Origin of the sequence: Streptomyces fructofermentans (assembly GCF_014651055.1) — a bacterium.
Classification (GTDB): domain Bacteria; phylum Actinomycetota; class Actinomycetes; order Streptomycetales; family Streptomycetaceae; genus Streptomyces; species Streptomyces fructofermentans.
This window is the reverse complement of record NZ_BMWD01000012.1, coordinates 57,136-80,933: the sequence shown is the minus strand read 5'-3', so window position 1 is coordinate 80,933 and position 23,798 is coordinate 57,136. Positions and strand designations below refer to the sequence as shown.

At 71.4% G+C, this 23,798-nt stretch carries 16 protein-coding genes; 8 read left to right on the top strand and 8 right to left on the bottom strand.

Translation table 11 applies throughout. The features are described 5' to 3' along the window. Positions 1-325 precede the first annotated feature (325 nt). The 7 genes from IE265_RS18375 to IE265_RS18345 all read left to right on the top strand — a co-directional run bounded on the left by IE265_RS18375 (position 326) and on the right by IE265_RS18345 (position 13,526). Complete coding sequence (locus tag IE265_RS18375; protein WP_190036686.1) at positions 326-1,603, top strand: extracellular solute-binding protein; 1,278 nt, start codon at positions 326-328, stop codon at positions 1,601-1,603. A gap of 163 nt (positions 1,604-1,766) precedes the next feature. Further along, a complete protein-coding gene (locus IE265_RS18370) occupies positions 1,767-2,771 on the top strand; it encodes a carbohydrate ABC transporter permease (RefSeq protein WP_190036685.1) in 1,005 nt (334 codons plus the stop codon). Positions 2,772-2,784: 13 nt separating this feature from the next. Further along, complete coding sequence (locus tag IE265_RS18365; RefSeq protein ID WP_190036684.1) at positions 2,785-3,699, top strand: sugar ABC transporter permease; 915 nt, start codon at positions 2,785-2,787, stop codon at positions 3,697-3,699. A gap of 197 nt (positions 3,700-3,896) precedes the next feature. Further along, entirely contained in the window at positions 3,897-5,570 is a 1,674-nt protein-coding gene (locus IE265_RS18360) for a glycoside hydrolase family 13 protein (RefSeq protein WP_190036683.1), read from the top strand. Between the two features lie 229 nt (positions 5,571-5,799). Beyond that, positions 5,800-7,182: an alpha-amylase gene (locus tag IE265_RS18355; RefSeq protein WP_190036682.1), complete on the top strand. Its 1,383-nt coding sequence runs from the start codon at positions 5,800-5,802 to the stop codon at positions 7,180-7,182. A 411-nt stretch (positions 7,183-7,593) separates the two neighbouring features. Next, a complete protein-coding gene (pulA, locus tag IE265_RS18350) occupies positions 7,594-12,990 on the top strand; it encodes a pullulanase-type alpha-1,6-glucosidase (RefSeq protein ID WP_190036681.1) in 5,397 nt (1,798 codons plus the stop codon). Between the two features lie 179 nt (positions 12,991-13,169). Continuing rightward, entirely contained in the window at positions 13,170-13,526 is a 357-nt protein-coding gene (locus tag IE265_RS18345; RefSeq protein WP_190036680.1) for a 5-carboxymethyl-2-hydroxymuconate Delta-isomerase, read from the top strand. Between the two features lie 91 nt (positions 13,527-13,617). On the opposite strand, the gene IE265_RS18340 is transcribed toward IE265_RS18345, so the two are convergent. The 3 genes from IE265_RS18340 to IE265_RS18330 form a co-directional block, all read right to left on the bottom strand. Continuing rightward, the gene (locus IE265_RS18340; protein ID WP_190036679.1) at positions 13,618-14,307 is read right to left on the bottom strand and encodes a TetR/AcrR family transcriptional regulator; all 690 of its coding nucleotides are present in this window, start codon (positions 14,305-14,307) and stop codon (positions 13,618-13,620) included. 64 nt (positions 14,308-14,371) lie between these two features. Then, positions 14,372-16,459 carry a hypothetical protein gene (locus tag IE265_RS18335; RefSeq protein ID WP_229916265.1) on the bottom strand — a complete coding sequence of 696 codons (2,088 nt, stop codon included), beginning with the start codon at positions 16,457-16,459 and terminating at the stop codon, positions 14,372-14,374. A 60-nt stretch (positions 16,460-16,519) separates the two neighbouring features. Continuing rightward, positions 16,520-17,023: a tetratricopeptide repeat protein gene (locus tag IE265_RS18330; protein ID WP_190036678.1), complete on the bottom strand. Its 504-nt coding sequence runs from the start codon at positions 17,021-17,023 to the stop codon at positions 16,520-16,522. A gap of 458 nt (positions 17,024-17,481) precedes the next feature. Here IE265_RS18330 and IE265_RS18325 point away from each other — a divergent pair, with 458 nt between their 5' ends. After that, entirely contained in the window at positions 17,482-17,913 is a 432-nt protein-coding gene (locus IE265_RS18325; protein ID WP_190036677.1) for a hypothetical protein, read from the top strand. 75 nt (positions 17,914-17,988) lie between these two features. On the opposite strand, the gene IE265_RS18320 is transcribed toward IE265_RS18325, so the two are convergent. From IE265_RS18320 to IE265_RS18300, 5 genes are all read right to left on the bottom strand, one after another. Then, positions 17,989-19,548: a DUF1996 domain-containing protein gene (locus tag IE265_RS18320; RefSeq protein ID WP_190036676.1), complete on the bottom strand. Its 1,560-nt coding sequence runs from the start codon at positions 19,546-19,548 to the stop codon at positions 17,989-17,991. A 270-nt stretch (positions 19,549-19,818) separates the two neighbouring features. Then, on the bottom strand, positions 19,819-20,472 hold the full coding sequence (locus tag IE265_RS18315; protein ID WP_190036675.1) for a response regulator transcription factor: 654 nt from the start codon (positions 20,470-20,472) through the stop codon (positions 19,819-19,821). Next, positions 20,457-21,758 carry a sensor histidine kinase gene (locus IE265_RS18310; protein ID WP_190036674.1) on the bottom strand — a complete coding sequence of 434 codons (1,302 nt, stop codon included), beginning with the start codon at positions 21,756-21,758 and terminating at the stop codon, positions 20,457-20,459. The genes IE265_RS18315 and IE265_RS18310 overlap by 16 nt, the downstream gene beginning before the upstream one ends. 96 nt (positions 21,759-21,854) lie before the next feature. Beyond that, the gene (locus tag IE265_RS18305) at positions 21,855-22,859 is read right to left on the bottom strand and encodes an NAD-dependent epimerase/dehydratase family protein (protein WP_190036673.1); all 1,005 of its coding nucleotides are present in this window, start codon (positions 22,857-22,859) and stop codon (positions 21,855-21,857) included. 111 nt (positions 22,860-22,970) lie between these two features. Next, the gene (locus tag IE265_RS18300; RefSeq protein WP_190036672.1) at positions 22,971-23,591 is read right to left on the bottom strand and encodes a winged helix-turn-helix domain-containing protein; all 621 of its coding nucleotides are present in this window, start codon (positions 23,589-23,591) and stop codon (positions 22,971-22,973) included. Positions 23,592-23,798 lie beyond the last annotated feature (207 nt).

Below are 23,798 nucleotides of genomic sequence, written 5' to 3'. Positions count from 1 at the left end.
GGAAGGGGGTGGTTCCTGCAAGGCGCAGACGGGCCGATGATCCCCGTGACGGACACGTATGGCAAGAGCTTGCAGAGTCTTGCACAGCGGCCCCTTCCCCGGTGAAACGGGCTTCCGGAAGGCTTCGGGACGGTCGAGAAGTGGTCACGGCGGAGTAACTCTCTGCGGGCCTTGCACTTTTTTGCTGCAAGGTCTTTCGCAACGCTTACATGGCTGTTACGTTCACGTCGCCCGGCGGCGGCAACGGCGCAGTCGGCAAGTCGGCAGGGACGGCGGACGGGGCCGTTTCCTCAAGCACACGGGCTTTCACCCTCAAGGAGAACTCATGCGGCGTGGCATAGCGGCCACCGCACTTGTGGCGTCCCTCGCCCTCGCGGCGACGGCCTGCGGCGGAGACAGCGACAGCGACAGTGGCAAGGCCGACGGCCCGGTCACCCTCACGTGGTGGGACACGTCCAACGCCACCAACGAGGCACCGACGTACAAGGCCCTCGCGAAGGAATTCGAGAAGGCCAACCCGAACATCAAGGTCAAGTACGTCAACGTGCCGTTCGACCAGGCGCAGAACAAGTTCGACACCGCCGCCGGTTCGAAGGGCGCGCCGGACATCCTGCGCTCCGAGGTCGGCTGGACCCCCGCGTTCGCCAAGAAGGGCTTCTTCCTGCCCCTCGACGGCACCGAGGCCCTCGCGGAGCAGGACAAGTTCCAGCCCAACCTGATCGAGCAGGCCAAGTTCGACGGCAAGACGTACGGTGTGCCGTTCGTCACCGACACCCTCGCGCTCGTCTACAACAAGGCGCTGTTCGAGAAGGCCGGCATCGAGGAGGCCCCCAAGACCTGGGGCGACCTGAAGACCGCCGCCGCGACGATCAAGAAGAAGACGGGCGTGGACGGCTACTGGGGCTCGACCCAGGCCTACTACGCGCAGTCCTTCCTGTACGGCGAGGGCACGAACACCGTCGACGCCGACGCCAAGAAGATCACGGTGAACTCGCCCGAGGCCAAGAAGGCCTTCGGCACCTGGAAGGGCCTGTTCTCCGGCAAGGGCCTGCACAAGGCGGACACCACCGCCGACGCGTACGCCCACATCCAGGACGCCTTCGTCAACGGCAAGGTCGCCTCGATCATCCAGGGCCCGTGGGAGATCACGAACTTCTACAAGGGCTCGGCGTTCTCGGACAAGTCGAACCTCGGCATCGCGACCGTCCCGGCCGGCTCCAGCGGCAAGGCGGGCGCCCCGACCGGCGGCCACAACCTCTCCGTGTACGCGGGCTCGGACAAGGCCCACCAGGAGGCCTCGCTGAAGTTCGTGAAGTTCATGACCTCTGCGAAGTCGCAGTCGCAGATCGCCCTGAAGAACTCCACGCTGCCCACGCGTGACGACGCCTACACCGCCGAGGTCAAGGCCGACCCGGGCATCGCCGGCTACCAGGGCGTCCTGCCCGCCGCCCAGCCGCGCCCGGCGCTGCCGGAGTACGGCTCGCTGTGGGGCCCGCTCGACACCGAGCTGCCCAAGATCGCCGGCGGCAAGGTGTCGCTGGACAAGGGACTGAGCACCGCGGAGACCGCGATCGCCAAGCTGGTTCCGGACTTCAGTAAGTGATCCGCGCGGCCGCCGGAACCTCCCCCGAGCCCACGACCCAGGTCGAGGGCCCGGGGGCCCGTGAGAACGGGAGACGGAACCGGCGGCCATCGGCCTGTGCGCCCCGGCGGGGGCGCACGGGCCCCGCGTCCAACTCCCCTGATCTTCCAGAAGGTGTCGAACCATGACAGTCGTCATCGACCGTGCGACCGGCAAACGGCGCGGTGACCGAGGCCCCCGCCCCGGTCCGCTCCAGCGCCTGAAGCACTCGTACCAGAAGTTCTGGTACGCGTACGCGATGATCGCCCCCGTGGTGGTCGTACTCGGCGTACTGGTGCTCTACCCGCTGGTGCGGGGCATCTACCTGACGTTCACGGATGCCACCAGCCTCAACTCGGCCCGTACGATCGGCGCCAACCACATCGAGGCCACCTACGAGTTCATCGGCCTGGACAACTACGCCGACATCCTCTGGGGCCCGACGGCGTACGACCGCTTCTGGTCGCACTTCATCTGGACGATCGTGTGGACGGCGCTGTGCGTCCTGCTCCACTACGTCATCGGTCTCGGCCTCGCGATGCTGCTCAACCAGAAGCTGCGCGGCCGCACCTTCTACCGCCTGATACTGGTGCTGCCCTGGGCCGTGCCGACCTTCGTGACCGTGTTCGGCTGGCGCTTCATGCTCGCCGACGGCGGTGTCATCAACTCCATGCTCGACGCGGTGCACCTGCCGTCGCCGCTGTGGCTGGAGGACACCTTCTGGCAGCGCACCGCCGCCATCATGGTCAACACCTGGTGCGGCGTGCCGTTCATGATGGTCTCGCTGCTCGGCGGGCTCCAGTCCATCGACGGCGCGCTGTACGAGGCCGCGGAGATGGACGGCGCCAACGCCTGGCAGCGCTTCCGGTACGTCACGCTCCCGGGCCTCAGGTCGGTCAGCTCCACCGTCGTCCTGCTGGGCATCATCTGGACGTTCAACCAGTTCGCCATCATCTTCCTGCTCTTCGGCGACACCGCGCCGGACGCGCAGATCCTCGTCACCTGGGCCTACTACCTGGGCTTCGGACAGCAGCCGCGCGACTACGCGCAGTCCGCCGCGTACGGCGTCCTGCTGCTCTCCATCCTGATCGTCTTCACCTCCGTCTACCGCCGCTGGCTGGCCCGCAATGAGCAGCAGCTCGCGATCTGAGGCAGGAGCCCCCATGAGCACCACCACAGTCCAGAGCTCCGCACCGGCGGACGACCGGGCCCCCGAGGCCCCCGTGCCTCCGCGCCGGGCGGTCCGGCGCGGAGAGCGCAGCCTCGCCGGCTCGCTCACCTCGCACGGCCTCCTGATCGTCGCGAGCCTGATCGCGCTGTTCCCGATCGCGTGGCTCGTCTACCTGTCGCTCGGCCCGGACAAGGACGACTACCTGCACCCCGGGGACATCCTCGGCAAGATGACGTTCGACAACTACGCGTTCGTCCTCCAGCACACGCCGTTCTTCGACTGGCTGGTGAGCACGCTCGTCGTGTCGATCGGCACGACCGTCATAGGCGTGCTGGTCGCGGCCACCACCGGCTACGCGGTGTCCCGCATGCGCTTCCCCGGCTACAAGAAGTTCATGTGGGTGCTGCTGGTCACGCAGATGTTCCCGGTCGCGGTGCTGATGGTCCCGATGTACGAGATCCTTTCGGAACTCCAGCTCATCGACAACTACTTCGGCCTGGTCCTGGTCTACTGCTCGACCGCCGTGCCGTACTGCGCGTGGCTGCTCAAGGGGTACTTCGACACCATCCCCTTCGAGATCGACGAGGCGGGCCGCGTCGACGGACTGTCGCCCTTCGGCACGTTCGCGCGGCTGATCCTGCCGCTCGCCAAGCCGGGTCTGGCCGTCGCCGCGTTCTACAGCTTCATCACCGCGTTCGGCGAGGTCGCCTTCGCCTCGACGTTCATGCTGTCCGACACGAAGTACACCTTCGCCGTCGGCCTGCAGAGCTTCGTGAGCGAGCACGACGCGCAGCGCAACCTCATGGCCGCCACCGCGGTGCTGGTGGCCATCCCGGTCTCCGCGTTCTTCTACCTCGTGCAGAAGAACCTGGTGACCGGACTGACCGCGGGCGGAACCAAGGGCTGACGCCCGCGAGGCCGAGCTCCCGCGCGCCCCAGTGGCGCGCGGGTGGCGGCCGCGGTGTCCATCCGACCCCGCCGGCACCGCGGCCGCCTCGTCATCCTCCTCCCGCCCGCTCGGCCGTACCCGACCCCATGACCCGAATTCCTCCCCCACTCTCGGCTGTGCTCGAGCGGGGGGACCCCCATCGCCTCAAGGACGCCATGAGCCAGCACTCCGCCGACCCGGCCCCGACCTCCGCCCTCGCCACCGTCGCCACCCACCGCGACTGGTGGCGCGACGCGGTGATCTACCAGGTCTATCCGCGCAGCTTCGCCGACAGCAACGGCGACGGCATGGGCGACCTGGAGGGCGTACGTTCCCGACTGCCGTACCTGCGCGACCTCGGTGTGGACGCCGTGTGGCTCAGCCCCTTCTACGCCTCGCCGCAGGCCGACGCCGGCTACGACGTGGCGGACTACCGTGCCGTGGACCCGATGTTCGGCAACCTGCTCGACGCCGACGCCCTGATCCGCGACGCCCACGGGCTGTCCCTGCGCGTCATCGTGGACCTCGTGCCCAACCACTCCTCCGACCAGCACGAGTGGTTCAAGCGCGCCCTCGCCGAGGGCCCGGGCTCCCCGCTGCGGGAGCGCTACCACTTCCGCCCCGGCAAGGGGGCCGACGGCGAACTGCCGCCCAACGACTGGGAGTCCATCTTCGGCGGCCCCGCCTGGACACGGGTGACCGAGCCGGACGGCACCCCGGGGGACTGGTACCTCCACCTGTTCGCGCCCGAGCAGCCCGACTTCAACTGGGACCACCCGGCCGTCGGCGACGAGTTCCGCTCGGTCCTGCGGTTCTGGCTCGACATGGGCGTCGACGGCTTCCGCATCGACGTGGCCCACGGACTGGTCAAGGCCCCGGGCCTGCCGGACCTGGGCGACCACGACCAGCTGAAGCTGCTCGGCAACGACGTCATGCCGTTCTTCGACCAGGACGGCGTGCACGAGATCTACCGCTCCTGGCGGGTGGTGCTCGACGAGTACGCGGGCGAGCGCATCTTCGTCGCCGAGGCGTGGACGCCGACGGTCGAGCGCACCGCGAACTACGTGCGCCCCGACGAACTGCACCAGGCGTTCAACTTCCAGTACCTCAGCGCCGCCTGGGACGCCGAGGAGCTGCGCTCGTGCGTGGACCGCACCCTCGACGCGATGCGTCCGGTGGGCGCTCCCGCCACCTGGGTGCTCTCCAACCACGACGTGACCCGGCACGCGACCCGGTTCGGCAACCCGCCCGGGCTCGGCACCCAGATCCGCACCGCGGGCGACCGTGGGCTGGGGCTGCGCCGGGCGCGCGCCGCGACGCTCCTGATGCTCGCGCTGCCCGGGTCCGCCTACCTGTACCAGGGCGAGGAGCTGGGCCTGCCGGACGTCGTCGACCTGCCGGACGAGGTGCGCCAGGACCCGGCGTACTTCCGGGGCGCGGGCCAGGACGGCTTCCGCGACGGATGCCGGGTGCCGATCCCGTGGACGCGGGACGGCTCCTCGTACGGGTTCGGCGACGGCGGCAGCTGGCTTCCCCAGCCGGCCGGCTGGAGCGAGCTGAGCGTCGAGGCGCAGTCCGGCGTGGAGGGCTCCACCCTGGAGCTCTACCGGGCCGCGCTGGCCGCCCGGCGGTCCAGGCCCGAGCTCGGCGCGGGCGACTCCGTGAGCTGGCTGAGCGCGCCCGAGGGCGTACTCGCCTTCCAGCGGGGCGAGTTCACCTGCGTCACCAACACGACCGGCGCGAAGGTCCGTGTCCCGGCGCGCGGCCGGGTGCTCATCGCCAGCGGCGAGGTCGCCGTGACCGACGGCGAGTTGGAGCTGCCCGCCGACACGACGGTCTGGTCCGTCTGACGCGTTCCCCGAAGCCCGGCCCACCCTCACGGGGGTGGGCCGGGCTTCTTGCGTTGGAAGTGCTTTCGACATCTTGCTGAAACTTCCTTGCAAGCGGTACGGTCCCGCTCACATCCGGATTTGTTCATGACAGAACTTCCGGCTCACGCACCTCCCGTTACGCTCCCCACCCACCCGTACCGACAGCAACTTCCCCCACCCACCCGCACATCGCCGTGCAGGAGGACACATGGCCAAGAGAACTCTCGCCGCCGCCCTCGCCCTTGTGGCGGGCACCGCGGCCGCGGTGATCGCCCCCACCGGCACCGCACAGGCGTCACCACCCGGCACCAAGGACGTCACCGCGGTCCTGTTCGAGTGGAACTTCGCCTCGGTCGGCAAGGAATGCACCGACCGCCTGGGCCCGGCCGGATACGGATACGTCCAGGTCTCACCACCCGCCGAGCACATACAGGGCTCGCAGTGGTGGACCTCCTACCAGCCCGTCAGCTACCGGATAGCCGGACGCCTCGGCGACCGGACCGCCTTCCGGAACATGGTGAACACCTGCCACGCGGCCGGTGTGAAGGTGGTCGCGGACACGGTGATCAACCACATGTCCGCGGGCAGCGGGACCGGCACCGGCGGCTCGTCGTACACCAAGTACGCCTACCCGGGCCTGTACTCGTCGTTCGACTTCGACAACTGCACGTCCAGCATCAGCGACTACGGCAACCGGGCCAACGTCCAGAACTGCGAACTCGTCGGCCTGGCCGACCTGGACACCGGCGAGGACTACGTCCGCGGGGCCATCGCCGGGTACATGAACGACCTGCTCTCACTGGGTGTCGACGGCTTCCGGATCGACGCCGCCAAGCACATGCCGGCCGCCGACCTCGCCAACATCAAGTCCCGGCTGAGCAACCCGTCCGCGTACTGGAAGCAGGAGGCCATCTTCGGCTCCGGCGAAGCGGTCCAGCCCACCGAGTACACCGGTACGGGGGACGTCCAGGAGTTCAGGTACGCCTACGACCTCAAGCGGGTCTTCAACAACGAGAACCTCGCCTACCTCAAGAACTACGGTGAGGGCTGGGGGTACATGAGCAGCGGTGTCTCGGGCGTCTTCGTCGACAACCACGACACCGAGCGCAACGGCTCAACGCTCAGCTACAAGGACAACGCCAACTACACCCTGGCGAACGTCTTCATGCTCGCCTACCCGTACGGGGCGCCCGACATCAACTCCGGGTACGAGTTCTCCTCGACGGACGCGGGACCGCCGAACGGCGGCACCGTCAACGCCTGCTGGCAGAACGGCTGGAAGTGCCAGCACGCCTGGCCGGAGATCCAGTCGATGGTCGCCTTCCGCAACAACACGCGCGGACAGTCGGTCACCAACTGGTGGGACAACGGCAACGACGCCATCGCCTTCGGCCGCGGCAGCAAGGGCTTCGTGGCCATCAACCACGAGTCGTCGTCGCTGTCCCGCACCTACCAGACGTCCATGGCGGCGGGGACGTACTGCAACGTGCAGAACAACACGACCGTCACGGTCAACGGCTCCGGACAGTTCACGGCCACCCTCGGCGCCAACACGGCGCTGGCGATCCACTCGGCCAGGACCGGCTGCTGACTCGGCGGGGGCCCGGCCGCGGTGCGCACCGCGGCCGGGCCCCTTCGGCGTGCCACCGCCACGGGTGGGCCGTGCGGGGCGGCCGTGCGGGGCGTCTGCGCGGGGCGGACCGTGCGAGGTGTCCGCGCGGGACGACTGTGCGGTCAACCACACGCGACACGGGGCCGGTTGGCCGGACGGCCGCGGGTCGGGACGCCGCCGGCGCCCCGACCGGACCCCCTTGTCCGTATACGTGCGGGGCCGGTTGAGGCGCCGAGTCCGGATCGACGCTGAAATTCCTTACCGACGGTTTCAAGACTCTTGCTGTAAACCTTTCGCAAGCGATACGGTCACGCCGGCGCCCGGCACCGTGGCCGTGCCGCGGCGTGGGGTCGGACCCGATCGAGCCGTAATCGCAAGGAGTTCACGCCTGTGATACCGAGATGGCCGGCGCCCCTGGTGCGCCGTACCGCGCAGCGCAGACGAGTCGCGGCGGTCGCCGTGGCCGCTCTCGCAGCAGCGCTCGTCCAGCCCCTCGCGGCGCGGGCCGCAGCCCCGCCCGCACCCCCGTCGGACGCCGCCCTCGCCAGGACCCCGGCCCGCAACGACCTGACGCGCGAGCAGTTCTACTTCGTCCTGCCGGACCGCTTCGCCAACGGCGACGCGTCGAACGACAGGGGCGGCCTCACCGGCTCCCGCCTCGAAACCGGGTACGACCCCACCGACAAGGGCTTCTACCAGGGCGGCGACCTCAAGGGCCTGACGCAGAAGCTCGACTACATCAAGGGCCTCGGCACCACCGCCATCTGGATGGCGCCGATCTTCAAGAACCAGCCCGTGCAGGGCACCGGCAAGGACGCGTCGGCCGCCTACCACGGCTACTGGATCACCGACTTCACCCGGGTCGACCCGCACTTCGGCACCAACGCCGACCTCGAGAAGCTCATCGACAAGGCGCACGACAAGGGCATGAAGGTCTTCTTCGACGTCATCACCAACCACACGGCCGACGTCGTCGACTACAAGGAGAAGACCTACGGGTACCTCTCCAAGGGCGCCTTCCCGTACCTGACGAAGGACGGCGAGCCCTTCAACGACGCCGACGCGTCCGCGGACTTCCCCTCCGTCGGCGCCGGCACCTTCCCGCGCACGCCCTTCGTGCCCGCCGCGAAGAAGGACGTCAAGGTCCCGTCCTGGCTCAACGACACCTCGATGTACCACAACCGGGGCGACTCGACCTTCGCCGGGGAGAACTCCACCTACGGCGACTTCTCCGGCCTCGACGACCTGTGGACCGAGCGTCCCGAGGTCGTCAGCGGCATGGAGAAGATCTACCAGCGGTGGGTCAGGGACTTCGACATCGACGGCTTCCGGATCGACACGGTGAAGCACGTCGACACGCGGTTCTGGACGCAGTGGGCCACCGCCCTCGACGCGTACGCCGCCAAGCAGGGGCGTGACGACTTCTTCATGTTCGGCGAGGTGTACTCCGCGGACACGTCGATCACGTCCCCGTACGTCACGCAGGGCCGCCTCGACTCGACGCTGGACTTCCCGTTCCAGGACGCCGCCCGCGCCTACGCCTCCCAGGGCGGCAGCGCGCAGCGCCTCGCGTCCGTCTTCGCGGACGACTACAAGTACACGACGGACAAGGCCAACGCGTACGAGCAGGTCACGTTCCTCGGCAACCACGACATGGGCCGCATCGGGTACTTCCTCAAGCAGGACAACCCGAAGGCGTCCGACGCCGAACTGGTGAGGAAGGACCGGCTCGCCAACGAGCTGATGTTCCTCGGCCGCGGCAACCCGGTCGTCTACTACGGCGACGAGCAGGGCTTCACCGGCGCGGGCGGCGACAAGGACGCCCGCCAGACCATGTTCGCCTCCCGGACGGCCGACTACCTCGACGACGACGAACTCGGCACGGACCGCACCCACGCCGACGACGCCTACGACAGGAGCGCCCCGCTCTACCGGCAGATCGCCGCGCTGGCCAAGCTCCGCAAGGACCACCCCGCCCTCGCGGACGGCGTGCAGACGGAGCGGTACGCGGCCGACGGCGCCGGTGTCTACGCCTTCTCCCGCACGGACGCGAAGACCGGCGCCGAGTACGTCGTCGCCGTCAACAACGCGGACGGGGACCGGACGGCGAGCTTCGCCACCGGCTCCGCCGGCATGACGTTCCGCGCGCTGTACGGCACGTCCGCCTCCCTGAGGAGCGACGCGGACAGGAAGGTCACCGTCACCGTCCCGGCGGGCTCCTCCGTGGTCTTCGAGGCCACGGGCCGTCCCGCGGCGCCCGCGACCGCTCCCTCGCTCACGCTGAAGGCCCCCGCGGCCGGCGCCACCGGAACGGTCGAGATCTCGGCCGACGTCGACGGCGGCGCCCGCAACCGGGTCGTCTTCGCCGCCCAGGTCGGCAACGGCTCCTGGCGGACGCTCGGTTCCGCCGACCACGCCCCCTACCGCGTCACCCAGGTCGTGGGCGAGGACGTCAGGCCCGGCACCGCGCTGCGCTACAAGGCCGTGGTGATCGACTCGACCGGACGCACGGCGAGCGCCCTGGCGGCCGGCACGACCGGCACCCCGCCCACCGAGGAACCGCCGACCGCCTCCTCCCGCGAGTACGCGGTCGTCCACTACAAGCGCGAGGACGGCGACTACACCGACTGGCGGCTGTACGCCTGGGGCGACATCGCCGAGGGCGAGGGCACCACCTGGCCCGAGGGCCACGACTTCGTCGGGCGGGACGCCTACGGGGCCTTCGCCTACGTGAAGCTGAAGCCGGGCGCCTCGAACGTGGGCTTCCTCGTCATCGACAAGGACGGCAACAAGGACGTCTCCGCGGACCGCACGATCGACGTCACGAAGACCGGCGAGATCTGGCTGGAGCAGGGCAAGGAGGCCGTACGCACCGAGCGGCCCGACCAGCCCGCCCCGGACACCTCCAAGGCGGTCCTGCACTACCACCGCGCCGACGGGAACTACGACGGCTGGGGTCTGCACACCTGGGCCGGCGCCGCGAACCCGACCGACTGGTCGAAGCCGCTGGAGCCGGTGCGCACGGACGCCTACGGCGCGGTCTACGAGGTGGCCCTCGCCGAAGGAGCCACCAGCCTCAGCTACATCCTCCACAAGGGCGACGAGAAGGACCTGCCGAGCGACCAGTCGCTCGACCTCAAGGCCGACGGCCACGAGGTGTGGCTCCTGAACGGCCAGGAGGACTACCTCCTGCCGCAGCCCGCGGGCAGCGCGGCGGCCCTCGACCTGACCACCTCCAAGGCGGTCTGGATCGACCGGAACACCGTCGCCTGGAACGGCAACGAGGCAGCCGCCTCGACCCAGTTGCTGTACTCGCGCAAGGGCTCCATCAAGGCCGACAAGGGCACGCTCACCAGCGACGACGAGCGGTGGCTGCGCCTCGGCAGGAGCACCCTGACCGATGCCCAGAAGGCCGCGTTCCCGCATCTCAAGGCGTACACCGCCTGGACCGTGGACCCGCGTGACCGCGACCGGGTGCGCGAGGCGCTGCGCGGCCAGGTCGTCGCCTCCCAGCGGGCCGCCAACGGCGCCGTGCTCGCGGCGACGGGCGTCCAGGTCGCCGGCGTGCTCGACGACCTGTACGACGCGACGAGGTCCGACCTCGGGCCGACGTTCGCCAAGGGGCGCCCGACGCTCTCCGTGTGGGCGCCGACCGCGCAGGACGTGAAGCTGGAGATCGGCGGCGGGGCCGTGCCCATGCGGCGCGACGGCGCCACCGGCGTCTGGTCCGTCACCGGGCCCGCGTCCTGGAAGAACAAGCCCTACCGCTACGCCGTGAAGGTGTGGGCGCCGAGCGTCCGCGAGATCGTCACCAACAAGGTCACCGACCCCTACTCGGTCGCCCTCACCACCGACTCCGAGCGCAGCCTCGTCGTCGACCTGCGGGACGGCTCGCTCGCCCCGAAGGGCTGGTCGGCCCTCAAGAAGCCGAAGGCGGTGCCCCTCAAGGACGCGCAGATCCAGGAGCTGCACATCCGGGACTTCTCCGTCGAGGACCGCACGGCGAAGAACCGCGGCACCTACCTCGCCTTCGCCGACAAGGACAGCGCCGGCTCCCGGCACCTCAGGAAGCTCGCGCAGTCCGGCACCTCGTACGTGCACCTGCTGCCCGCGTTCGACATCGCCACCATCCCCGAGAAGGAGTCGGACCGGACGAGCCCCGACTGCGATCTCCCCTCCTACGCGGCAGACTCCGAGAAGCAGCAGGAGTGCGTGGCCGCGGCCGCCGCGAAGGACGCCTACAACTGGGGCTACGACCCGTACCACTACACGGTCCCGGAGGGCTCGTACGCCACCGACCCCGAGGGGACGGCCCGCACGGTCCAGTTCCGGAAGATGGTCGAGTCGCTGAACCAGGACGGCCTGCGGGTCGTCATGGACGTGGTCTACAACCACACCACCGCGAGCGGCCAGGCCGGCACCTCCGTGCTCGACAAGGTCGTGCCGGGCTACTACCAGCGCCTGCTCGCCGACGGCAGCGTCGCCACCTCCACCTGCTGCGCCAACACGGCCCCCGAGAACGCCATGATGGGCAAGCTGGTGGTGGACTCGATCGTCACGTGGGCCAGGGAGTACAAGGTCGACGGATTCCGCTTCGACCTGATGGGCCACCACCCGAAGGCCAACATCCTGGCCGTCCGCAAGGCGCTGGACGCCCTCACGCCGGCCAAGGACGGCGTCGACGGGAAGAAGATCGTCCTGTACGGCGAGGGCTGGAACTTCGGCGAGATCGCGGACGACGCCCGCTTCGTGCAGGCCACGCAGAAGAACATGGCCGGCACCGGCATCGCCACCTTCTCCGACCGGGCCCGTGACGCCGTGCGCGGCGGCGGCCCCTTCGACGAGGACCCCGGTGTGCAGGGCTTCGCGTCCGGCCTCTTCACCGACCCGAACTCCTCCGGGAGCAACGGCACCGAGGCACAGCAGAAGGCCCGGCTCCTGCACTACCAGGACCTGATCAAGGTCGGGCTCTCGGGCAACCTCGCCGGGTACACGTTCACCGACAGCAGCGGCAAGGAGGTCGAGGGCTCCGAGGTCGACTACAACGGGTCCCCGGCCGGATACGCGGACGCGCCGGGCGACGCCCTCGCCTACGTGGACGCCCACGACAACGAGGCGCTGTTCGACGCGCTCGCGTTCAAGCTGCCCAAGGACACGTCGGCGGCCGACCGCGCGCGGATGCAGGTCCTCGCGATGGCCACGGCCACCCTCTCGCAGGGCCCGGCCCTGTCCCAGGCGGGTACGGACCTGCTGCGCTCCAAGTCGCTCGACCGCAACTCGTACGACAGCGGCGACTGGTTCAACGCCATCCACTGGGAGTGCCGGGACGGCAACGGCTTCGGGCGCGGTCTGCCCATGGCGACCGACAACCGGTCCAAGTGGCCTTTTGCCAAGCCCCTGCTGACCTCGGTCGGGGCGGACTGCCCGCAGATCGAGGGCACTTCGGCCGCGTACCGGGACCTGCTGCGCATCCGCGGCGGCGAGAGCGACTTCGGGCTCGGCAACACCGGCCAGGTGCAGTCGAAGCTGTCCTTCCCGCTGTCCGGCGAGGCCGAGACGCCCGGTGTGATCACGATGCGGCTCGGCGACCTGGTCGTCGTGTTCAACGCGACCCCCGAGCGGCAGGCCCAGCGGGTCGAGGCGCTCGGCGGGACGGCGTACGCGCTGCACCCCGTACAGGCCCTGGGGGCCGACCGGGTCGTCAAGTCCAGCTCCTACGCGAAGGAGTCGGGCACGTTCTCCGTGCCGGGCCGCAGCGTCGCGGTCTTCACCCGCACCGGCCGGTGAGTCCCCGACCGTTGGGGCACTGACACGGTGAGGCACTGAACGGGTGGGGCAGGTCCGGTTTCCGGGCCTGCCCCATCGCCGTGAACGGCGCCGTCCTGCCCGACCACGCACCGGACGGCGGCGCGGCCCTCCGCGCCCGGCGACTAGGGTGAGGCGGACGACCTGGAACGGGAGCGATCATGCCGCAGATCACAGTCGACTACTCCGAGCCGCTCGCCGGCGCCTTCGACCGGCGGGGCTTCGCGCTGGCGCTGCACACGATGGTCGTGGAGACCGCCGCGGCGGGCATCGACGCCTGCAAGACCCGCTTCCGGCCGACGGACGACATCGTCGTGGGAGCCGAGGAGTCGGGGCACGCGCTGGTGCACGTCACCCTCGCCCTGCTGCCGGGCCGGACCCCGGAGACCAAGGCCGCGCTGACCGAGCGGACGCTCGGACTGCTCCGGGCCCATCTGAAGCCGGTCGCCGGACTGACCCTCCACGCCTCCGCCGAGGTACGCGACCTGGACGCCTCGTACCAGAAGTTCGTGGACTGAGCGGTCCCGCGGCGGAGTGCGGCGCCACCCGCGCCCGCCCGCGTCCCGCGCCCGCCGCGCCTCACGGCTCACGCAGCGTGGACGGGGCGCCTCAGGACGCCAGGGAGACCAGCCGTCCGACGAGGTCCGTGAAAGGGCTCTCGGCCGGTTCCTCGGCGAACACGCGGCGCAGCAGTCCGGCCATCTCGGCGTCGTGGGCCGCGCTCACCGCGGCGAGCGCGGCGAAGTCGTGGACGAGCTGCGCCTCCAGTTCGCCGCGGGGAATCCGGCGGCCGTCCAGCCAGATCAGCGCGGTCGACTCGGCCAGGGAGATCCAGGAGCGCACGACCAGTTCGAGCCGGGCGGGCGGCTCCTCGACCCGAAGATGCGCCAGGATCTCCAGGTACGCGGCCTGCCGTACGCCGTCGACGAGGGCGTTCGTCTTCGTGGAACCCACCGCCGGGCCGCCGCGCATCAGCGCCGAGAAACCGGGCCCGTGCTCGTCCACGAAGTCGAAGAACCGCCGCATCACCCGCAGCAGCCGGGCCCCGAGAGGGCCGTCCTGCGGTTCGACGAAACGTTCCGCCAGATCGTCCGAGGCACGCGTGAGCGCCGCCTCGTACAGGCTCTGCTTCCCCGGGAAGTAGTGGTAGACCAGTGGCCGCGAGATGCCCGCGGCCGCGGCTATCTCGTCGATCGAGACGTCGTCGGGCGAGCGTCGGCTGAAGAGGTCGAGGGCGACGCCGATCAACTGCTGCCGCCGCTCCTCGACACCCATCCTGCGGCGTACCCCGGTTGTCATACGAACACCTTACCGATCGAATCCAGCCGCAAAAGGGCCGGTCCGGTACGGGTGTTCCCCCGGGTCAGCCCAGCCCGTCTACGGGCCTGCCGTCCTTCAGCGTGCCCTTCAGGTCCACCTGCGCGCCCTGTTCGGCCCGTACCGTCAGCAGACGGCCCCGCGCGGCCCCCCTGACACCGCCGGTGGCGCGGACCGTCGCGGTGTCGCCGCTGCCCGCCGCGAGCATGTACCAGTGGCCCGCCGCGGACCTCCACAGCACACCCGCGAGCACGTCGGGTTCGGCGGCACCGCAGGCGGGCACGTCGTCGGCCTTCGCCGTGACCGCCCCGAACCGCTGACCCGGGGCGTGGAACTGGGCGAGGACCTGGGCGCCCTCGCCGCGCCAGGTGTCCGCGCGGGTGCACAGCCACTGGGCCCGGCCGCCCCCGTCGGGCAGCGGCTGCCGGGCGTACGCCCAGGCGTTGACCGAGCGCACCCCCTGGCCGCGGGCGGCCGCGAGGGAGCAGGCCAGTGGTGACCAGGTGGCCGACGCGGCGTCCCCGGGCCGTTCCGGGCGGCCCGCGGTGAGCCGGGCGGGAGTCAGCTCGCCGAGGTCGGTCACCGTCCGGGTGGCCGACGGGCCGGTGAGCTCCAGCACGTTCCACGAGCGGCACTCGCCGGACGGCTGGATCGGGCCGGCGAACGGCTCGGTCACCCCGTCCGCGGACAGCTCCAGCCGCGCCGCACCGGGCGTGCCCGCCGAGCCCGCCGCACCTGCCGCACCTGCCGTCCCCGCGGTGCCCGCAGTACCCGCAGTCCCCGCGGTGCCCGCAGTACCCGCAGTCCCCGCAGTGCCCGCCGCACCGGGCGTGCCCGCCGCACCCGCCGCAGCGCCGGGTGCCCCCGAGGTACCGGCCGCGGGGGTCTTCAGCAGGTCGCGCACGGCCGCGGAACGCACCCAGGGAGCCGTCAGGTAGCGGATGTTGCCGTCGCTCCGGCTGAGCACGAGCGCGTTCGCGTCGGCGTCCGTCCCGCCGTCGACGCGCGCGAAGTCAAGGGCCGCGCCCTGCGTGCCGTCCACCGGCTCGGCGTAGCGCGCGATGCGCAGTCCGTCGTGGAGCACGACGACCCGGCTCCTGTCGACCTCGCCCGCGAAGAGCAGTTGGGGCGGCCCGGGCGGGGCGCCCGACGGCGTGCCCGGGGTCGCCGACACCTGGACGGTCCCGCCCGGCCGCGCCCACACGGCGAGAGCGCGGCGCAGCAGCGCCTTGTCGGCGGTGAGTCCGCCGCGTGCGGGCCACACCGAGAAGTCCGCGCGCGGGGACGACTTCCAGGCGCCCGCCGGGACCAGCGTCAGGCGGTCGGGGTCCAGTGCCGCCTGGGCAGCCGGGTTCTGCGCGTACGGCGGGGCGGCCGCGCCCTCGGGACCCCAGCCGTCGCCGGGAAGGGCGAGCAGCGCCCCGCACACGGCGACGGCGGCACCGGCGGCGAGGGCCGCCCTGATGTGCTGGCGCCGGCGCAGCAGGTCGGTGGGGCGGGCCTGCAGGGAGCACGGGTCGAACTCGGGGGACGTCAGCAGGCCGTACCGGGCCTCCACGCCGCCGGCCTCGGAGAGGGCCCGGCCCGGGTCGGACTCGCCCGCCGCGGTCAGTACCGCGCGCGTGTCCGCGTCGGACAGCCGCTCCAGACCGCGCAGCACATAGGCCGCGCGGGCCGCCGGGGAGAGGGCCGACAGCCGCTGGTCCAGCGCGAGTTCGTCGGCGCCGCCGGCCCGGGGGAGCAGCCGCAGCCCCCATACGTGCGGGAGCAGCGGGGGCAGTTGCGCCCGCTTCGGCCAGGCCCTGAACGTGACGGGCCTGCCCGCCTCCAGGGCCCCGCGCAGCACCCTCAGGCGCACATGGGTGTATCCCGGATCGCCGTTCCTGCCCTCGGCGCCCTTCTGGGCCGGCAGGGCCGAACCGTCGCCGGAGGACCGGCCCCGGGGCAGCGCGCGCTGGGTGAGCGCGTGCGCGGTGAGTACGCGGCGGTTGCGGCCGAGGCTGGGCGGCAGCACCAGATAGGCGAGCCGGACCAGGCGCGGGTAGTGCTCGGTGAGCGCGGCCTCGGCCTGCTCGACATCGACGACCGGTCCGGAGGCCGGGTTGGGGCGCGGGGCGACATCCTGTGACTGCACGTTCAGCAGAACGAGCGAATCGGTGGTTGGTCACCTGGACTGCCCTCGGAGGGGGCCGAGTTACTCCCCGGGCTCCACGAGCAGGCGGGCGTAGTTCGCCATGGAGCGCTGGTAGCGGGGCAGATGGGGGGCGAGCGCGCCGAGCACCAGCGACAGGCCCTCGCGCTCCCGCCCGAGGTCCGCCAGGCACAGAGCGAGCGTCGCGCGCACCGCGTCGTCCAACTCGTCGGAGGGGGCGACGAGTTCGGGGGAGAGGAGGTTGACGCCCTCCTCCGGCCGGCCGATGTTCCGCAGCGAGCTGGAGAGCTGGATCTTCGCCCGCCGTCCGCGGTAGCCGTCGAGCCCGCGCGCGAGTGCCTCCCGGTACAGCGGCACGGCCCGGTCCGAGTGCCCCGTGGAGTCCCAGGCGCACGCCTGCTCGAAGGGTCCGACGGGGCTGTCGGCCGGCAGGTCGGCGACCAGCGTGTCGATCAGCGCCCGGAAGTCGGCCGCCTGGTCCTCGGCGTAGTCGTCGATCGTGGCCCAAGCCGCCGTCACGCGCTCTTCCCAGTCTGCTGCGATCATCCGCCCAGCCTCGCACAGGTGGGTACGGGAACGACACCGGCCCGGTCGCCCGCCCCCGCCCGCCGACGGCGGCGCCCGGCCGCCCGGAACGCCCCGAGGTCTCCGGGTGCGCCCCGGTACCCGCGGTGGGCCGTGGGTGTTTCGCGGCCCTTTCGGGGACACTGGGGCGCGGTCGGCCCGCACAGCCGTGCGGCGGCCGATTGAGCGCGCGGCGCGCGGGAGCCGTATCGAGGGCGGGGCCCCTCCCGGGGGCTCTTCGCGGCGTGGGCCGGGACCGGCACCCTCGGGTGCGGTCCCGGGGGAGACGGCACCGGCCGTGCCCGGCACGCGCGCCGCGGCGGACCGTCCGTCCGCGTGCCCCCGCCACGGCGGGCGGGGCGCGGGCCGGGTGCGGTCCGTGCTCAACGGCGCGTACGGAGCCGGCGGGTCCAGGTCGCCGGACGGGAGCGGAGGAACGGATGAGGATGACGCGACACGGGTTCGCGCTCGTCGCAGGGGCTGCGGTGCTGGCGCTGTCGGGCTGCGGTTCGGACGGCGGCACCGACGACAAGGTGCCCGCGACGGCGACCGGCAGCCTGGAGCACCTGGCCGCCGAGGTGAAGTGCAAGCCGGACATCCAGACGGACGCGGACGAGATCCGGCAGGCCATCTGCAAGAACGCCGACGGCAAGTTCATCCTCGCCACCTTCGCCACCGACCGGGGCCAGCGCGAGTGGCTCAACGGGGCCAAGGACTACGGCGGCCACTACCTGGTCGGCGCCAAGTGGGTCGCCGTCGGCGAGACGAAGGTGGTCACGGCGCTGCGCGGCCGGCTCGGCGGGACCGTCGAGGAGGGCACGGACCACGGCGGCTCGGACCACGGGGCCACGCACTCGGGCCACGACGGCTGAGGCGCGCGGGGGAGGAAACGCCGAAGGCCGGCGGTGATCGCTCACCGCCGGCCTTCTCAGTGGGTCCTCAGCGGATCACTGGCACTTCCTGCCGCCGTTGATGCAGTTGACCATCTTGTTCATCAGGTTCTGGGAGAAGAAGTTGATGAAGTCGTTGTGGTCGGTGATCGGCTTGTGCAGGTTCTCCGGGAAGGAGTCGACCGCGTACGGGTTCGTGACCTGACCGTTCTCGATCACCGGCGCGGGTACGTCGTAGACCAGGCGGACCTGGAGCTGGGGGATCGCCTTGAAGCCGTTGGCGCAGGTGCCGTTCGCCTGGACGAAGGCCACGTGCGTGCGGTGGTTGGCGCTGTCGGCGTTCTGGCCGTCCCAGCAGCTCTGGAAGTTGGTCGTGCGCACCACGTCGCTGCCGTCGGGGCAGATCGGGTACTTGTCCGTGAGCTGGCGGTTCTCGAAGCCGGTGCAGCTCCAGTTCACGTTGGCGTTGCCGAGGCCGTTCACGAAGGCCTTGGCGTCACCGGTGATGATGCGCAGGGCGGCCGGCATTCCGACGACCTTGCCGCGCTTGTTGCCGACGAACTTGAGCTGGGCCTGACGCGGCTGGAGGATCTTGCCGACGTTGCCCTCCTTGCCGCCGCCGTCGTTGTTCTGGTCGAAGTCCTGCGAACCGTCCTGGAGGCGCAGCACCGGCCAGAAGTACGAGGACTTGTCGCCCTGGTTGCGGCAGGTGGTCTGCGCGGCCGCCAGCTCCGCGTCGCTCGCGAAGGCGTCGTTGTTCTGGTTGCCGACGTAGTCGTGCAGGTGGTGGGCACCGTTGGTGACACCGGGGGCGACGATCACGTTGTCCGTGTTGTGGTTGTCGTTCCCGTTGGTGCCGCAGCTCGTGGTGAAGGTGCCCCGCGAGCCCGACCGGCCGTTCGCGGCGAGGCCGTTCGCGCCCACGCCCCGCTTGTTGCTGGGCTGGACGGTGGTGATGTCCTGGAAGTCCGCCGCGACCGGGCCGTTTCCGCCCTGTCCGTTGGCCTGTCCCTGACCCTGGTCGCCGCCCTGCTCGCCGCCCTGCTCGGCTCCCTGGTCCCCGCCCTGCTCCTGGCCCGGGTCCTGGCTCGCGCCGCCCTGGCCCTGGTCCTGACCGGCACCTGCCTCGCCGTCGGTGGTCTGGGGCTGGTCGACGGGCTTGCCCGTGCACGGAGCCAGCGAGGCCAGCTCGGGGGGCGTACCGCCGACGCGCTTGATGCTGATCCGGATCCGGTCGAGCGTGGCAGCACGCTTGTCCTTGAGCGGATTCAGGATCGCGTTCTGTACGAAGCCGGGGTCCTGGGCCGCGGCGTTGCGGGAGGAGGCGAGTCGTGCGTACGCCTCGGTGATCTGGCGGTCCAGCGTGGCCAGGTCCGTGTCGACGTTCTGGCGTGCCCGCTCCGGAACATCCGTGATCCTGGTGCTCGCGTCGGGGCAGTCGATGGTGGCCACCTGGGCGGCCGTCGTCTGCGCGTTCTGTGCCGAGTTCTTGCCCTCGCCTGCAGAAGCGTAGAAATTGGCCGCGATCAGACCGCCGCCGCCCAGTGCGAGTGCCGCCGATGCGGCAATCGCCCGGTTGGCGAGCGTGGAGCGGCGTTTACGGTTCGTGCGTCCCATGGAACTCCTCTGGCTTCCTTGCGGGGGCATCGAGGCGCCCGACAGGAGGTGAAGCGGCTCCGTTCAATACGGAGGAGGTTCCTGAGGCGTTCAGCGTCTTCAGGAAATGATGGGAGTCCCGTGGCGCAATCCTGGCGCAAGGGGGCCAGAAGGCCCTGAAACAACGGCAGTTGAAGTGCCGTTACTGAATTTCATTCAATGAATTCGAACTACGGGGCGATCTCCGCTCCCGTGCCGTCACTCATTAATCGGCCCTTGTTTCGGGCCCTTTCAGCGGTCCTGATCCAAATAGGCGAGAACGGCGAGAACGCGACGGTTGTCGTCGTCCGAGACCTCCAGGCCCAGCTTCGCGAAGATGTTGGACGTGTGCTTGGCGATCGCCCGTTCCGTGACCACCAGTTGACCCGCGATCGCCGCATTCGACCTGCCCTGAGCCATGAGTTCCAAAACCTCCAGCTCGCGCGGAGTCAGCCGGGACATCGGCCGGCCGCCGCCCCGCTGCCGGGCCAGCAACTGCTGGATGACCTGCGGGTCCATCGCCGTACCGCCCCCCGCGACCCGGCGCACGGCGTCGATGAACTGATCGGCGTCGAACACCCGGTCCTTGAGCAGGTAGCCCACGCCACCCGTCCCGTCCGCGAGCAGTTCGCGCGCGTAGAGCCGCTCCACGTGCTGCGAGAGCACGAGCACCGGCAGCCCTGGCCTGGCCCGGCGGGCCGCCAGGGCGCACTGGAGTCCCTCGTCCGTGAAGGAGGGCGGCAGCCGGACGTCGACCACGGCGACGTCCGGCGCCGGTCCTGCGAGGGCCCTGGTCAGCTCGGGGCCGCTGCCGACGGCCGCCGCGATCTCGAAGCCGTACGCCTCCAGCATCCTGACCAGCCCGTCGCGCAGCAGGAACAGGTCTTCCGCTAGGACAACTCGCAAGGGATCTCCATGGTCACCATGGTGGGGCCGTCCGCGGGGCTGCCGACGGCGAGGACGCCGTCGAATGTACCCAGCCGCCGCTCGACCCCGGACAGTCCCGAGCCCGCGCCGATCACGGCCCCGCCCCTGCCGTTGTCGGTGACCGCGATCCGCAGCACACCGCCCCGGTCGGGGGAGTGCCGCAGATCGACCCAGATCCGGTCGGCGCCCGAGTGCTTGACTGCGTTGGTGAGCACCTCGCTGACGGCGAAGTACGCGGCGGACTCCACGGGCGCCGTCGGCCGGGCGGCCAGGTCCACGTCGACCTGCGTACGGATCGGCAGCCGCAGCGCCAACGCCCGTACCGCGTCGCCCAGTCCGCGCTCGGCGAGCACCGGAGGATGAATGCCCCGCACCAGGTCGCGCAGTTCGGTGAGCGCCTCGGCGGACGACCTGCGCGCCCGCGCGAGCAACTCCCTGGCCTGCTCCGGGTCCTTCTCCAGAAGTGCCTCGACCGTGCCCAGGTCCAGGCCCATCGAGACGAGCCTGGCCTGCGCGCCGTCGTGCAGGTCCCGCTCGATCCGGCGCAGTTCGGCCGCCGAGGTGTCCACGGCGTCGCGCCGGGTCTCGGTCAGCACCCGTACGCGCTCCGCGAGTTCACCCCGTCCGGGCGCCAGCACCGCCCGGGTCAGCAGGAAGTGCGCGCGCAGCAGGAACGGGGCGGTGCGGACGCCGGCCCACAGCAGGACGGCGCCCAGCGCGGCCGCCGCCAGGGCACTGAGCTGCCCGCCGACCGGCACGAAGCCGTACCACCAGCCGACGTACGTGCCGTCGGTGAAGACCCGCCACAGGCCGGCGCCGAGGGCGAAACCCTCGAAGGGGTAGACGAGCAGCGCGGCGGGCAGCAGCGCGGTGACGAACCCCGCGGTCATGTCCACCGGCAGCCACCGCAGGTCCCGCCAGGTCCCCGGATCGCCGAGCACGCGGAAGCACCGCTCCCAGGGGTTGGCGTCCGCGGGCACCCGCCGGTACACGGCCGGTATCCGCACCCCGCACCAGCGGGCCGCCGCCAGCCGCCGAAGGTCCGCGAAGGTGCGCACCCCCGCCAGCACCCACGGGGTGGTGAACAGCCCGATGCCCAGGGGCACCAGGACGATCGACACCACGCTCAGCACGAACAGGGTGATCGCCCCGGCCGGTACGGCGACAGCGAGCACAAGGGCCCGTACCCCGGTCAGAGCGGCGGTGCGCCCCATGCCCCCGCCCCGTCCCCCGGCGCCGCCGGACCGCCCGTTCCCCGTCTCCATGCGCCCAGTGTCGCCGGGCCCGCCGCCCCGGTCACTGGGCCTGACCACCCGGCCGGGGGTGGTGCTGGCATCACCCCCGGCCGGGATGGTGCGGCATCACCCCCGGGCGTCCAGGACCTTCGCCTCCAGGGCCGGGTCGAGCCCGACCACCGGGCGGTCGGGCCGCTGGGGCGCGGTGCCGCCGATGTCCCGCAGCCAGTTCCAGGTGTCGGCCACCGTCTCGGCGACCGGGCGGCACCGCAGTCCCTCCCGCACGGCCCGGGACACGTCCGCCGTGTGCATCGCGGCGTGCGACTCGGAGTCCGGCGGCACCCACACGGGGAGCTGGACCCAGGGCTCGATGCCCGCCTCCAGGATCAACTCCGGGCCGGTCCAGCACAGCTCGGCCGTGCCGCCCGTCACCGCCGCGCACGCCTCCAGCAGGGTCCCGGTCGTCGCGTGCCCGGACGGGCTGATCAGGTTGTACGCCCCGCCCGCACCCGACGCGGCCGCCCCGAGGATCCACTCGGCGAGGTCGCGCACGTCGATGTACTGGAGCGGCAGCGCGCGCGGTCCCGGCGCGAGCACCCGGCCGCCGCGCGCCGTCCGGCCGAGCCACCAGGGCAGCCGCCCGATGTTCTCGTACGGGCCGAGGATGAGCCCGGCCCGCACGAGGAGCGACCGCTCCTCGCCGAACGAGCCGAGCACCGCCAGCTCGCCACCGCGCTTGTCGCGCGCGTAGTCGGTCTGTTCCGCGTCGGGGGAGGCGTCCGCCACGAGCGGGGCGTCCTCGTCGTAGCCGGCCGGAGCCGGCCACGCGTACACCGAGCAGCTCGACACGTACGCGTACCGCCGGGCCCGGTCACGGAGCAGCCGGGCCGTCTCCCGCACGGCCCGGGGCGCCGCGGACCAGGTGTCGACGACGAGGTCCCACTCCCGCTCGGTCCCGGAGAGCGCGGCCAGGCCGTCCGGCGCGGTGCGGTCGCCGTGCAGGGACCGCACCCCGGCCGGGGGCGCGTGCCGTCCGCGGTGGAAGACGGTCACGTCCCAGTCCCGCGCGAGCGCGGCCTCCGCGACGGCCCGTCCCACGAATTCCGTACCGCCCAGTATCAGGAGTCTCATGCCGACGACTCTGCCCCGCGAAGGGCCGCGGCGGAACCGAAATCTGCCGACAGGCGAACCGGAGAGCCGGGGGCGTGCGGGCGGACGCGGTCCCGGGCCCGTGCGCTCGGGTCAACCCGCCGTCGGGGGCGCGTACTTGTAGCCCACGCGGCGGACCGTCAGGATCGCGTCCCGGTGCTCCGCGCCGAGCTTGCGGCGCAGCCGGGCGATGTGGACGTCCACGGTGCGGCCGTCGCCCACGTGCCCGTAGCCCCAGACCGTGGTGACCAACTGGTCGCGGGTGTGCACCTGGTGGGGATGCGCGACGAGGTGCGCGAGCAGCTCGAACTCCAGGTAGGTGAGGTCCAGCGGCCGCCCGCCGATCTCGGCGGTGCGCCGCACGGAGTCGACGCGCACGAGCGGTTCGTCGGCCGGGTCGGGCCGTTCCGGGGCGGCGTCGGGCACCGCGGACGCCAACCGGGTCTGCTGGTCGGCCGGGACCAGGATCAGGTACCCGATCATCGGCGGCCTGCCGGGCAGGGTGGGAAGGGCGTTCGGGGGAGCGGGCAGCCAGGTGGTCCCCGGCGGCAGCAGGGCCGTGACGTCCTGGCCCAGGAGCCCTGCCCCGGAGGCCTGCGGCAGGGGCCACTCCTCGTCCCGGTCGACGGCACGCAGTCGGTGGCGTGCCGGTGCCGCGGCGGGCGCGGGGCCGGGAGAGGCGGCGACGGAGGAGAAAGAACGGGTGTTCGCCATGTGAGGTCAGCTCTTTCGCGCGAGAGGTCGTCGGTTGTGTCGACGGCCGCGAGTTCTTGGTCGCGGAGCGGTCGAGGGACGTACGTCGTGCGCGCTGGCCGAAGGCCGGGGGTGTACGGCTTTAAAGGGCCCGCGCGTTCATCGCGCGACAACACACCCGGTCGAAGTCGTGGTGCTGACGGGAGGGCCAGAAGGGCTCGAGGTCAT